12 protein-coding genes are annotated in these 13,043 nt (G+C 38.7%); 3 read left to right on the forward strand and 9 right to left on the reverse strand.

Annotated features, from left to right (window positions below):
* Positions 1–74: 74 nt before the first annotated feature.
* The 6 genes from ACWIB3_RS08590 to ACWIB3_RS08615 form a co-directional block, all read right to left on the reverse strand.
* The gene (locus tag ACWIB3_RS08590; RefSeq protein ID WP_454291373.1) at positions 75–3,722 is read right to left on the reverse strand and encodes an ABC transporter permease/M1 family aminopeptidase; all 3,648 of its coding nucleotides are present in this window, start codon (positions 3,720–3,722) and stop codon (positions 75–77) included.
* Complete coding sequence (locus ACWIB3_RS08595) at positions 3,715–4,599, reverse strand: ABC transporter ATP-binding protein (RefSeq protein ID WP_454291374.1); 885 nt, start codon at positions 4,597–4,599, stop codon at positions 3,715–3,717. The genes ACWIB3_RS08590 and ACWIB3_RS08595 overlap by 8 nt, the downstream gene beginning before the upstream one ends.
* A gap of 264 nt (positions 4,600–4,863) precedes the next feature.
* Complete coding sequence (locus ACWIB3_RS08600) at positions 4,864–5,664, reverse strand: M48 family metallopeptidase (protein WP_185211861.1); 801 nt, start codon at positions 5,662–5,664, stop codon at positions 4,864–4,866.
* A gap of 74 nt (positions 5,665–5,738) precedes the next feature.
* Positions 5,739–6,389 carry a glycerol-3-phosphate 1-O-acyltransferase PlsY gene (plsY, locus tag ACWIB3_RS08605; RefSeq protein ID WP_185211860.1) on the reverse strand — a complete coding sequence of 217 codons (651 nt, stop codon included), beginning with the start codon at positions 6,387–6,389 and terminating at the stop codon, positions 5,739–5,741.
* A 13-nt stretch (positions 6,390–6,402) separates the two neighbouring features.
* A complete protein-coding gene (gene nadC / locus ACWIB3_RS08610; protein WP_185217840.1) occupies positions 6,403–7,260 on the reverse strand; it encodes a carboxylating nicotinate-nucleotide diphosphorylase in 858 nt (285 codons plus the stop codon).
* A 72-nt stretch (positions 7,261–7,332) separates the two neighbouring features.
* Positions 7,333–7,746, reverse strand: a complete 414-nt coding sequence (locus ACWIB3_RS08615; protein WP_185211858.1) for a DUF4783 domain-containing protein — start codon at positions 7,744–7,746, stop codon at positions 7,333–7,335.
* A gap of 191 nt (positions 7,747–7,937) precedes the next feature.
* On the opposite strand from ACWIB3_RS08615, the gene gpmI reads away from it, so the two are divergent.
* Both gpmI and ACWIB3_RS08625 read left to right on the forward strand, forming a co-directional pair.
* Positions 7,938–9,473 carry a 2,3-bisphosphoglycerate-independent phosphoglycerate mutase gene (gene gpmI, locus ACWIB3_RS08620; protein WP_454291375.1) on the forward strand — a complete coding sequence of 512 codons (1,536 nt, stop codon included), beginning with the start codon at positions 7,938–7,940 and terminating at the stop codon, positions 9,471–9,473.
* Between the two features lie 19 nt (positions 9,474–9,492).
* Positions 9,493–10,017, forward strand: a complete 525-nt coding sequence (locus ACWIB3_RS08625; protein WP_254534202.1) for a hypothetical protein — start codon at positions 9,493–9,495, stop codon at positions 10,015–10,017.
* 102 nt (positions 10,018–10,119) lie between these two features.
* Here ACWIB3_RS08625 and ACWIB3_RS08630 read toward each other — a convergent pair whose 3' ends face one another.
* Positions 10,120–10,653, reverse strand: coding sequence for an adenine phosphoribosyltransferase (locus ACWIB3_RS08630; protein WP_185217837.1), 534 nt, complete (start codon positions 10,651–10,653; stop codon positions 10,120–10,122).
* Between the two features lie 5 nt (positions 10,654–10,658).
* Positions 10,659–11,561: a helix-hairpin-helix domain-containing protein gene (locus tag ACWIB3_RS08635; protein WP_454291376.1), complete on the reverse strand. Its 903-nt coding sequence runs from the start codon at positions 11,559–11,561 to the stop codon at positions 10,659–10,661.
* A gap of 35 nt (positions 11,562–11,596) precedes the next feature.
* On the opposite strand from ACWIB3_RS08635, the gene ACWIB3_RS08640 reads away from it, so the two are divergent.
* Positions 11,597–12,247, forward strand: coding sequence for a polysaccharide deacetylase family protein (locus ACWIB3_RS08640; protein ID WP_313258206.1), 651 nt, complete (start codon positions 11,597–11,599; stop codon positions 12,245–12,247).
* On the opposite strand, the gene ACWIB3_RS08645 is transcribed toward ACWIB3_RS08640, so the two are convergent.
* Entirely contained in the window at positions 12,236–13,042 is an 807-nt protein-coding gene (locus ACWIB3_RS08645; protein WP_254529929.1) for a DUF4249 domain-containing protein, read from the reverse strand. The genes ACWIB3_RS08640 and ACWIB3_RS08645 overlap by 12 nt on opposite strands.
* Position 13,043: the final 1 nt, after the last annotated feature.

Raw genomic sequence — 13,043 nt, forward strand, 5'->3', positions numbered from 1 at the left:
GACGGTAAAGATAAGGCTTAAATGGATATTTGCGGCAATAAAAAGCCGCTCAATTCAGTTGAACGGCTTATTCATTAAACCTCTTTTCGGTTATTCCCGGAATCGGTATCCAATAACTTGTAATTCGGATCGACTCCAACCTCTACAGGCTTTTTATCTACAGTAATCTTAATATTATTATTGATCTTATCGATCTTTACTTTTTTCAGGTATAGTATATTATCTACTTTATACCCATTCTTTTCTACAGGTTCTCCTAACACAGCTACTTCCACATAATCTTTCAAAGGCAAGGATTGAATTGTTTTCTTGCCATTCTTGTGGGCTAATGCGGTTCCTTTCGTATCCTCATAGCTCTTTTTACCTAAAGGATCAGTTCTATATTTGGAAACCTGAAAATTAATTTCTACTTCATATTTTCCGTTTGCCAGTTTTTTGACCTTGGCGTCCTTGACCTCATTGTCGTAGATTGTTACGGTTTCAAACATATCTTTGATCAAATATTGCAAGGAATCGGGAACTACAGGTCTAAGCATATTTACAAACTCAATGGAGGTGGTATATGGAGGGTTCTGGAATTTCACTTTATTGTTATAGCTTTTAAGGAATTCGTTGAACTTCTTTTCTCCCAGATAATCGCTCATCGCATACATCACCAAAGAACCTTTGTTATAATGGATATAGCCTTGGTTTTCATTGAACATGAGCGGATTTTCACGAATCATTTCTTGAGATCTGCCCAATAGGTATTGGTCTAATGCATCTTTCAGGAACCTGAACATCTGTTCTTTCCCATAGGTATGTTCTAAGACTTTCAGCGAGCTGTATTCTGCTAACGACTCAGACATCATGGTTGTCCCTTGGGTATTGGCACCGATCACTTGATGGGCCCACCATTGATGGGCAAACTCATGGGCTATCACCGAATAAGGATAATCTACTGCATCTGGATCATCTTCATCCACTTTGGCAATGAAGCCAATACCTTCGGAAAATGGTACCGTATTGGCAAAAGCCTGCGCAAAGGTCCCCATGGCAACTGGAAACTCAATGACACGCATTTGATCGAATTGATAAGGTTCATAATTGGATTCATAATAATCCAAAGATTTCTTCATGGATGCCATCATCCTATCAAGGTTATACTCATGCCCCTTATGGTAATAGATCTCTAAATCCACTCCATTATGCTTTTCTTTTTTGGTTTCATAGCGAGCTGACATAAAAGAATAGAAATTCAAGATTGGCGTATTCATTTTATAATGGAAATACCGTTTATCTCCGCTTTTCCATTCTTTTTGCAAATAACCAGGAGCAATGGCAATCTGATCCAAGTTGGTGCTCACAATGGATTCATAATTGATCCAATCTGCATCATTGGAAATATAGTTGTTTCCTAGTTTGCTCGAATCTCTAGGGTCTGCCATTCTGTTTTTATCAGGAAGGCCATATTTCTTACGGACCCGATTATCGGAAAGCTCCGCAGCATTAGAATAACTTAGGGTTGGAAACATCATATTGTTCAGGAATGTCCCATTTTCCATTACAGGGGAACGATCAAACAAGAAACCGTTCTCCTTATTCTTAACGTTATAATCAATCCGCAAGGTATCACCTGGGTTTAAGGGTTTTGCTAAGGTATAGATATCAACTGCCAAAGCACTGTCTCTTAAGAACAACTTGGCATCCTGTTCAAATATAATTTCGATGTGGTTAGCATCGCTTTTATTCATGAAGATGGTATCTATTGGCTCCGTAGTTTTATTTAAATAGGTGAAAGAGGCCTCTGCTTTAAAACTTCTGTTTTTAGGATCTAAATCTAAAAGAACATATACATCAGTCAATCTAGGAATCGCCCTATCCTCATACTTTTTGTATTTTTTTTCATAATCGACTACATGCAACTCTCTTTCAAGAACACTGTAACGTGGCTGTTTTATATTATTTTCTACGTAGATGGCATAGCCTAAGCCAATAAAGCCAGCAAAAGCGAGCAGCATAGGAATGATCAATGCGGGTTTGGATCGCTTAAAGAAAAGACTGATTTTCTCTTTAAGATTGGAAACAATTCCACGTCTCCAGAACAGCAAGGTCAAGCCGAATAGTCCCAGTCCAAAAAGGATCCAATAAATTCGATAATAGATAAAATGGCGGATATCGGCATATCCATTCATGTCCGAATATCGGAACGAGGGTCCCTCCCCTGGTTTGAATATAGCTTGTTCGATTCCAATCTTGGTCAATAGCGGAATGGCAAAGAACAAAATCAAGCAAACAATAAATCCGATAAAATAATTCTTGAAGAAATTATGGATGAATAAGGACAATAAGATCAGGAAAAGGAACTTTAAAGGATACAGAATGAACAATTCATAGGCATAATGACCTAGCTCGAAGTTATAGAAACCTTTATAGGCCTGATATACAACACCATTGATCAAACAAACTAATAGGACCAAGTACACTAATTTTAACATGGCCAATGCTTTTGAAAGTAATAGAACCCAGTTAGGAACTGCAGTGGCTTCAATCAAAAGAAACATATTGGTCTGTCTAGACCTTTGTATCAGCATACCAGCAAATAGGAAGATCATGATATTCAAAAAGAAGGTATAGATGCTCCCCATGGCGACGAGGACTTGCCAAGTTACCGGATAGGTATGGGTTCCAAACAATTCGCCGGAAACTGAAATCACGATCAAAACAAACAAAAAGGCTATGCAGAGTAGGATGATAAATGTCCAGTTCTTGATCAGGAATTTAAAATCGGCATTGGATAGGTTCCAGCTCAACTTGAGGTTAGCAAAGAAGCTATAGTCTTTTTTTACTGTTGGTAGTGCAATTTTTAAGATGCTTCCAAAGTTATCTTTAGTCATCCTTGCAGAATCTTTGGATTTCTTAAAGGAAATACCGAGCTGAGAGAAGCTGAACTTAAAGTACACCAATCCAAAAAACAAAAGTGAAATACCCAACCAGATCAACCTGTTGTAGATCAAAACGCCCGAAATCGGTAATAAATTATGGTTCTGTTCATCTACACTCCAATAGCGGCTGTAGTATAGAATAGGTTCAAAACCGAATGGGTCTAACAAAGCTACCAGATACCGGTTGTCCACATTTTTAACTGCGGCATCAAATAGGGCTTGCAACAGGAACAAAATCAGGACGAAGACAAAACCCACATATATATTTCGGCTGAAGGTAACCAAGGCAAAAATAATGCTTCCAAAGAGCATAAAATTGGGAAGAATCGTAATCAAAAACCCATAGAAATAGGCAGTTGGTTCATTGGGACCTAGTAACTCCGCATTAATTCCTGGATAAAACTGTCCTGCATAATAGCCTATTGCACAGACTATGGCAATAAGGGTCACGACGACAAAGGAACTCAGGAATTTTGCCGAAAGATAATTCAGCTTTTCCAGAGGATAGGAAAACAATAAGGTATGTACATTGTACAGATAATCCCGATAAACGGAAGCACCGATTATCGTAGGCAACAAGAAGTAGATCAGGGTGGAAAAACTATTGAAAAAGGCTGCTATATTGATCGGAGAATTTATGTATACGGGTGTAGAGGTTGTACTCGTCACCGCGTCAAATGCTCCTAAATTGGAAATAGTGGTTAAGAAAGCTAGACCAAAATAAATAGCGCAATAAATATAGAACACTGGTTGCTTCAACCAACGCTTGATCTCGAAGAGAAAGATGGTCTTAAACATTTACCTTGTCACTCTTTAGGGTTACGAAATAAACATCTTCAAGGATTGGCGTCGCTGGGCTAAAAGATTCATGTGGCAGCTGCTCAGCATGTACACGGATATTTAAGCTGTTATCTTGGTTGTAATTGGAAGAGATCACATTGTAGATGGAGTTTTCTTTCTCAAAATCAGCGCGATCTATTTTCTTTTTCCAAATCTTTCCAACTAAGCTATCGGTTCCTGCTTGCGTACTGCCACGAAATAGGACCTTACCTCCGTTCATAATTGCAAGTTCATGGCAAAGCTCTCGGACATCATCGACGATATGCGTTGAAAAGATGACCGTATGTTGGGCACCTATTTCTCTCAGGACATTCAGGAAGCGATGTCTTTCTGCTGGGTCCAATCCGGCTGTAGGTTCATCGACAATGATTAATTTAGGGTCGTTGAGCAACATTTGGGCAATTCCGAATCGTTGCTTCATACCTCCTGAATAACCGCTTACGCTTTTGGTCCTGAAATCATAAAGATTTGTGATTTCTAAGGCGTTGGACACGATCTTCTTACGGTCCTGTTTATTGCTGATACCTTTCAATTCAGCGAAATAGTTCAGTAAATCTTCAGCTGACAGGTTGGGATAGACTCCAAACTCCTGTGGAAGGTAACCAAGGATGCGCCTCAAGGCATTGTTGTCTTTTAGTACATCTATATCTCCGAATTGAATGTTCCCGCTATCAGGGCCCTGAAGGGTCGCGATGGTACGCATGAGCGAAGATTTACCTGCTCCATTGGGTCCTAATAGCCCAAACATACCGGCTCCTATCTCTAAATTAACATGATCTAGTGCTTTAACACCGTTGTTGTATGTCTTCGTTAAATTCGTAATCTTAAGTTCCATTTATAATTGTTTGATGTTTCTATTAATTAGTACGTATTTGTTAAAAAAAGTAACAGAAAAAATAAAATATTTTTCCGTTACTTTTTTTAGGACATAAGACAGTTAGACATTAGACCTAAGGAAATGGACCAAAAATCAATGGTTCTGTAAGAATATTAATGCCTAGTACCGAGATGTATGTAAAGGTCTGATGTCTTATGTCTCTTAGTCTAAAACGAAGAAAGCCGACAATTACTTGTCGGCTTTCTTCGTTTTATTTTAATTTTATTTTTTATAATACTTCATTGCTTCAGGAACCATTGCCTGCAATTGGCTGATACGTCTAGCATCGCTAGGGTGAGTACTCAACCATTCTGGGTTTCCACCTTTTTTGCCTTGAGACATTCTTTCCCAGAATGCTACAGCTTCTTGTGGGTTGTAACCTGCCATTGCCATCAAGATAAGACCAGCTTTATCAGCTGCTAATTCATCGTTTCTTGAGAATTTCAATGACCCTACTTGATAACCAATACCATAAATCTGGTTGAATAAACCAGTATATCTACTGTTACTGATCGTTCCGGCAGCATTTAATAATTGTGCTCCAAACTGAGCAGCCATTGCATTGGATACTTGAGATACTGAGTGCTCCTCAATTGCGTGAGCAATTTCATGCCCCATTACGGTAGCTAATCCGGCATCGTTCTTTGCGATTGGTAAGATACCTGTATAAACTGCAACTTTACCTCCTGGCATACACCAAGCATTCACTTGATCACTTTCAATCAGGTTGAATTCCCAGTTGAAATTGAATTTATCAGCAGCCCCAATCTGCCTCAAATATTCGTTTGTAGCAGCTGCAATTCTGTTACCCACGCGTTTTACTTGAGTAGCAGCAGCTGAACCGGTTTCAACTTTAGAGCTATTTTTACTTAAAAAATCTTTATATGCCAATGCAGCTTGATTATTGATAGTCTGAGAGTCTACCAATTTAAGATACTTTCGCCCGGTAATAGCGGAAGTGGCACAACCTACCAAAGTAGCTCCTAAGAGCAGCATGGAGGCGTATTTTGTTATTCGTTTCATAAGTGTTCTTGATTTAGTTTATCTAATACATTTAAATTATCTTGAAGTATTAAACAAAACTTGTACCCAAAAGTTTAATCCTGTGTTTTTTTCTTGAATAAATATATTTTGGATTCTTTGCCTTTGAGAAGTCTTTCAATGTTTTTTTGGTGAGTGACCAGAATGAGGGCACAAATAGCGATTCCATATAGGAGAATGGAAGGAACGGTCGTCTTAAAAATAAATGCTACACTAAATGGAAAGGCAAAGCCGGCCATAATGGAGCTCAAGGATACATAATGGGTAACTAGGAGTACGACGATGAAGACTGACACACATACCAGCGCTGCTGGCCAATGGATCGCTAGGACCATACCAAATAAGGTTGCAACACCTTTCCCTCCTCTAAACCCTGCGAAAATCGGAAATAAATGCCCTAATACAGCGATTACCCCCAAGGCCAACTGTACATTGACAAATTGAGGTGCATCATGGTTTCCTACAATCGTGGCATCTAATAAATATGGTAAATTAGTGGCTGTCCAGCCCTTTAAGATATCGACAAACATCACAATGGACCCCGCCTTTTTGCCTAATACACGAAAGGTATTGGTGGCACCGGCATTTCCACTTCCGTATTCACGTACATCTACTCCATAAAATGCCTGTCCAAACCATACCGCAGTAGGGATCGAACCGAAAAGATATGCTAATATGACAATTCCAACAAGGTATATTGATATCATTTACAGCAATTTACTAAATAAGTTTTGCTTTTAAGCTTAAATCCAGACTTTTGACCGAATGCGTTAATGCTCCAACAGAGATAAAATCTACACCGGTTTTCGCATATTCAGCAATCGTCTCTAAAGTGATCCCGCCAGAAGCTTCTGTAACCAATCTATCATCAACTAAATCAACAGCTTCCTTCACTTGTGCTGGACTGAAGTTATCTAACATAACACGATCAACAGCCGGAAGGTTTAGCACTTCATTTAATTCCTCAAAATTTCGGACTTCTACTTCAATAGCAATATCTAATTGGTTTTGTTTTTTGTAATCAAAGGCTGCATTAACCGCAGCGGAGATACCACCTGCATAATCCACATGATTATCCTTGATCAAGATCATATCATATAGACCGAAACGGTGGTTGGAACCTCCCCCAATTTCAACAGCTTTTTTCTCCAAAAACCTCAACAAGGGAGTTGTTTTACGGGTATCCAATACCTTTGCATGAGTTCCTGCAATGGCCTTCACATATTGAGCAGTTTGGGTAGCAATACCAGACATTCGCTGCATGATATTGAGAACCAAACGTTCTCCTTTAAGAATAGTATGGATTTTACCTTTTATTTTAAAGGCTATATCTCCGTATTTTACAGAGTCGCCATCAGCGATAAGCTGCGTAAATTCTATGGTTGGGTCAATTTGAGAAAATATTTCTTTAGCCACTTCTACCCCTGCAAGGACACCCTCCTCTTTGACTAATAATTGAGCCTCTCCTAATTGTTCTTCTTTTATCGTAGATAATGAGGTATAATCCCCTGCTCCTACATCTTCCACAAGGGCCTCTTGAACAAAATGTACTAGTTTATCTTTGAATTCTCTCTCCATTTACAATTTAAAATTAAGCGAAGATGAATAAAAATATATTTATATGGAAACTTAAATACGAAAAACTGAAGATTATTCTATTCGAAGTTCATTGATTTGGGCATCTCCCCCCGATTGAACTAACTTGACAAAAACACGGTAAGAACCTTGGTTTGTCTTGATTTGATAGACTATATAAAAACTGTTGTTACTGCTGTTAGTCCGCTGAACCTGTTTCACTTCGGAAGTTTTGGTCAAGCGAAAGAAATCACTCAGGATTACCTCAGCTTGGAACTTGGAATAATACCCCGAATCATTCTTGATGGATAAGGAAACATTCTGTCCAAAAAAGTTAGCAACATTCTTTGCGTTATTCGCTTTCAATGCCCCTAATATTTCTAATCCTACGTCAGATTGAAAACTACTGAACAATAGAAACGGCAAAAGCAGCATTGCAAAAGCAATCTGCCTTATTTTTTTCCAATAACCATTCCTCATTTCTATCATAATTGACTTGGAGTCAAAAGCAGCATATTATGCATGATAACAGCTACTAAACATTAAATTCATTTTCCGAGGAACATTCAGCGAAAATTATGCCAATCCTTGTTAAAAATACATATTCACTATTTTGTTGCAATACAAACTATACAGCCCCATTCCTTAATATTTTTATGAATTATAAGTATATTTGTGTAATGAGTTCTGAAAATAAAAAAGTAGCACTACTGATCCTGGATGGACTAGGCTACGGAAAAAATGATAATTCAAACGCTGTAATAGCCGCTAACACTCCTTTTTTAGACTATTTGCTGTCAACCTATCCTAACTCCAAACTTGAAGCATCTGGCGAAGCCGTAGGTTTACCTGCAGGTCAAATGGGCAACTCTGAAGTTGGACACATGAACTTAGGTGCTGGTAGAATCGTATACCAAGAATTAGGACGGATCAACAAAGCCGCTCAAGAAGGTGTCTTCAAAATTGACCCTACAATACAAGCTGCTTTCAATTATGCAAAAACAAACAACAAAAAAGTACATTTCATCGGCTTATTGTCTGATGGAGGGGTACACGCACATATTGAACACTTAAAGGCTTTAACGGATGCCGCTCAGGATGCAAACCTTACTAATGAGCAAGTGTTTATCCATGCTTTCTTAGATGGTCGTGATACAGACCCGAACGGTGGTGTTGGCTATGTTACTGATCTTGACAATCACTTGAAACATTCAGTAGGAACAATTGCTTCCGCAATTGGTAGATACTATTCAATGGACCGTGATAATCGTTGGGAAAGAGTAAAACAAGCTTATGACCTATTGACCAAAGGTATCGGTATCCCTTCTAACAACCTTGTTGAGTCGATTGAGCAATCGTATAGCCAAGGTGTAACAGATGAATTCCTGAAACCAATCGTAATGGTGGATGCGAATGGACTTCCAAAAGCTACCATCCAAGAAGGTGATGTAGTTATCTGTTATAATTTCCGTACAGATCGTGGTCGTGAAATCACTGTTGCCCTCACGCAACAAGCATTTCCGGAATACGATATGCATCCACTGAACTTGTATTATGTGACCATGACTTCTTATGATGACACCTTTAAGGATGTGAAAGTGATCTTCCAAAAAGACAATCTAACACAGACTTTAGGAGAAACCTTGTCCTTACAACATAAAACACAGGTTAGGATTGCTGAAACTGAGAAATATCCACACGTTACGTTCTTTTTCTCGGGCGGTCGTGAAAACGAGTTTGAAGGTGAAAGAAGATTATTGATTCCTTCTCCTAAGGTTGCTACCTATGACTTACAACCTGAAATGAGTGCCAATATCATTGCCGACTCTATCTGTAAGGATATGGAAGAAAACGGTCCAGACTTCATCTGCCTCAACTTTGCAAACCCTGATATGGTAGGCCATACTGGAGTTTTTGAAGCGGTGGTAAAAGCAGTTGAAACGGTTGATGCTTGTACCAAGCGAGTGATTGAAACTGGAATCAATAACGGTTATTCCTTTATTATTCTGGCAGACCACGGTAACTCTGAGTTCATGATCAATGAAGATGGCTCTGTAAATACGGCACATACAACCAACTTAGTTCCTTGTATCTTGATTGACAGTCAATTTAAAAACATTAAGGATGGTAAGCTTGGTGATGTTGCTCCAACCGTATTAGCACTGTTGAACTTGCCAATTCCTACCGAAATGACAGGAGATGTCCTTGTATATTAACATAAAAAATATTCAAATCTTGGCGGCAGTAATCATTACTGCTGCTTTTTCTAGTTGCAGCAATGGCAACCAAGTGAAGAAGGACCCTAGCAGTCCAGAAAAGTATTTTGACATCCCAGCCTTTTTCCAAAAGGAAATAGACTCTTTAGCATCCATAAACCCAGAAATCAATAAAACTGTTAAAAAGGACGACCAAGAGGAAACAAAAAATCTAAAGATCAAGGATTGGCAAATTGAGCTCTCAAGCTTTCAAGCCATAGACTTGAACAAACCAGCTTATGCTGGTTTTGTAAAAGTAGATTCCACTGACTCCTTAATCCAATATAGTTTCACTAATCCTGAGTTAGATCTATCCTGTGTTCGGATTAAATTAAACAAGGAAGGAAATGCAGAAATGATTTCTATAGAAAAGGAAGTAAGAAACACCTTGTATAAGACTTCTGAATTCCTAGTTTATGAAAAGGATAAATTTTATCTGGTTGAAAAGAATCAGCATGTAAAGGTTATGGGAGAAAATTATTACAAAGTCCAAGGCGAGTTTTAATGCGTCCAAACATAAAGGCTCGAAACAATACTGTTTCGAGCCTTTTTTTGTGTATAAGCGTCGTCTAATCCAATAACCCCATAAAGGGCTAGATTGTTTTAATTAATCCTCATAATGAACCAGTGAGATGATATTCTCGCTGAATCGGGTCAATCTGCCAGCACTTTGAAGGAAATCCAAACTGATCACAAAAGAATAACCTGTGATCACTCCGCCTAACTTTTCCACCAACTTACTTGCCGCAACTACTGTCCCGCCGGTAGCCAGCAGATCATCATGCATCAATACTTTGGTACCTTGTTGAATGGCATCCTCATGCATTTCTATCGTTGCCTGTCCGTACTCTAATTTATACGATTCAGAAATGGTATGGAAGGGCAATTTCCCTTGCTTACGAATGGGTACAAAAGGTTTATTGAGCTCTTGTGCCAAAAGGAACCCGAATAAAAAGCCTCTGCTTTCAATTCCGGCAATGACATCAATCTCAATTCCTTCTAGTTTTTTCGCAAACTCCTGGACCGCTAGTTTTACTATCTCAGGCTGTTGCAATAATGGAGTAATATCTTTAAACACGATCCCTGGCTGCGGAAAATCAGGAATATCACGTATATAGGTCTTCAGTTGTTCTTCAATCATCGATGCTATCTAAAATCCAAATAAAGTTCAATTTTACGGAAAAATTCTTCATCCAACGAATGAACATTCCTTAAATCTTCCTTAGATTTAAATGCACCGTGCTGTTTTCTATAATTGATGATTGTCTGTGCTCTTTTGTATTTAACGTAGGGATGTTTACCTAAATCATTTTGGCTAATATGGTTTATCGAAAGTCTTTTGACCAAGCTGGTATCAATCCTAAGGTAGGGTAAAATATTCTGATAGGTCTCTTCCGGTAGACCATAGACCTCTGCAAGCTGTTCCAGTTTAACATAACCGCCCAAAGCTTCCCTGAATCGAACTATTCGTCTAGAAAAGGCTGGACCGATACCTCTTAATTCCATAAACGCCAAACTATCCGAACTATTGACCTCTAGAATCCGATTCTCCTTTTTCGCAAACTCCTTTCTATCATACCTAGGAAATTTCTCCTTGTATTCCCTTCTTTTCAACTCAGGCATCCTCACAAAGGGCAATATCTCCTCTACTTTCTCATCGCTCAGCGAGTAAATTTTCCTCAGGTCTTCCCTGTCATAAAAGGTCCCACCCTTATTTCTGTAATTGATAATTACCTGAGCCTGTTTGCTGCTCAGACCTAGCCTCTGCCAACCTGCTTTATCCAAGGTATTCGGATCAAACAGAAACAATTCCGTCTTGGGCTTTTTCCTTAATACAGGTCCCTTTTCTACATAAGATCCTTCCTCGTATTGAGGCTCTGCCCTTTCCGTTACATGGAAATGTTCAATTCGTAGGGTAATCTCTTTTTTAGGATAGAATATAGGAAGGAAGATATGGGCGAGAAAGAGCAGAAATAAGATACAGATCAAAAACAACATCCCTCTTTGCTCCTTTTGGGATAGTTGAAAGTACTCGGCAAGCTTTCGCATATTCAAAAAACTTATGCTAATCCATTGTTAAAACTTTGATTAAATTTGTAAAAATATCCGATCGAAACAATATGCATTTTGTCCGCCCTTTTTTTATCCTCAATTACGTGTATCCACAAGCGATTTGGAGAAAAGAAAAAGAAAGAAATAATATTTACTTAACATTTGACGACGGTCCAATTCCTGAAATCACCCCTTGGATACTGGATTGTTTGAAAGAAAAAAACATCAAGGCGACCTTTTTTTGCGTAGGAGAAAATGTCCAAAAGCATCCGGATATCTTTCAAAGGATCCTTGAGGAAGGCCATGCGGTAGGAAACCATACCTACAACCACTTAAAAGGATGGGACACAGACAACCAACTATATCTGGACAATATTGCCAAGTGTAATGCCTTGACAAAAACACCTTTATTCCGACCACCCTACGGTAGAGCCAAAAAATCCCAAATGAAGATCTTATCAAAAGATTATAAAATCATCATGTGGGATGTTCTAACGGGTGATTACGATTATCGGATCAGCCCCGAACAATGTTATGAGAATTGTGTTGACTTTACAAGAAATGGCAGCATCATTGTCTTTCATGACAATTTAAAAGCCATTGATAATGTGAAATATGCTTTACCAAAAAGCATTGATACCCTCTTAGCAAGAGGTTTTCAATTTAAGACCCTATCCTTCTGAGGCCTTATCGATTTCAACTGTATAATCCCTCGCACTGCTAACGCTGAAATAACCCAATGCACCATTGCTGATATTTGAGCTTGGGTTACCTGGAGAAGCACTACCAGGGTTAGTGGACATATATTCAGACCAATAATTAAAGGATTCCTTACTGATTACATACCTTCTTACCAATAATTTATCTCCAGGCTTGATCTCATTGCCATATTCCCGGCCCAATTGGTGGGTGACTTCATTACCATTATTGTATTTGTCAGAGAATACTGAATTTGACTTAAACGGACCATCATTGATCTTAATGCTGTAACGGTAATAGTTTTCCTCTCCTTCCGGATCATAAAACTTAAAGTTCAAAAAGAAATAGGTCTCCTTAAAAAGGGTCTCCTGATTGACCCCGATCGATTCTACTTCAATATAAGGCAACATCTTTGTCGTTGATTTATATTCTTTGCCATCAACACTTACGGTCAAGGTGTAAGTTTCGCCAACAGAAATTGGCATATTGGAGTTTGCATATCGTCCTTCTCCAACAGAGTTGAACCTAAAGGTCCTGCCGTTTCCCAATTGGATAAAAACAGAAGCATCCAGAACAGGCTCAAAAGGTCTAGGCTCATCAAAATCAACTGTTCTTGTGACAAGAACTTCATGCGTACTCTCCTCGTTGTTCATATCCCCAACAATCACAATCTGCGGATTGACCTCGTTGAGGTCTACATCGATCAACTCTTCACAACTACTGAATAAGAGTATAAAAGATAAAATGAACAAACTATATAGCGATCTCTTTTGCATCATC

Source organism: Sphingobacterium sp. NPDC055431 (genome assembly GCF_053644255.1).

Bases quoted from the DNA above. Each gene is read 5' to 3' on its own strand.
- ACWIB3_RS08590 (WP_454291373.1), bottom strand. From the start codon at position 3,722: ATGTTTAAGACCATCTTTCTCTTCGAGATCAAGCGTTGGTTGAAGCAA.
- ACWIB3_RS08595 (WP_454291374.1), bottom strand. From the start codon at position 4,599: ATGGAACTTAAGATTACGAATTTAACGAAGACATACAACAACGGTGTT.
- ACWIB3_RS08600 (WP_185211861.1), bottom strand. From the start codon at position 5,664: ATGAAACGAATAACAAAATACGCCTCCATGCTGCTCTTAGGAGCTACT.
- plsY (WP_185211860.1), bottom strand. From the start codon at position 6,389: ATGATATCAATATACCTTGTTGGAATTGTCATATTAGCATATCTTTTC.
- nadC (WP_185217840.1), bottom strand. From the start codon at position 7,260: ATGGAGAGAGAATTCAAAGATAAACTAGTACATTTTGTTCAAGAGGCC.
- ACWIB3_RS08615 (WP_185211858.1), bottom strand. From the start codon at position 7,746: ATGATAGAAATGAGGAATGGTTATTGGAAAAAAATAAGGCAGATTGCT.
- gpmI (WP_454291375.1), top strand. From the start codon at position 7,938: ATGAGTTCTGAAAATAAAAAAGTAGCACTACTGATCCTGGATGGACTA.
- ACWIB3_RS08630 (WP_185217837.1), bottom strand. From the start codon at position 10,653: ATGATTGAAGAACAACTGAAGACCTATATACGTGATATTCCTGATTTT.
- ACWIB3_RS08635 (WP_454291376.1), bottom strand. From the start codon at position 11,561: ATGCGAAAGCTTGCCGAGTACTTTCAACTATCCCAAAAGGAGCAAAGA.
- ACWIB3_RS08645 (WP_254529929.1), bottom strand. From the start codon at position 13,042: ATGATGCAAAAGAGATCGCTATATAGTTTGTTCATTTTATCTTTTATA.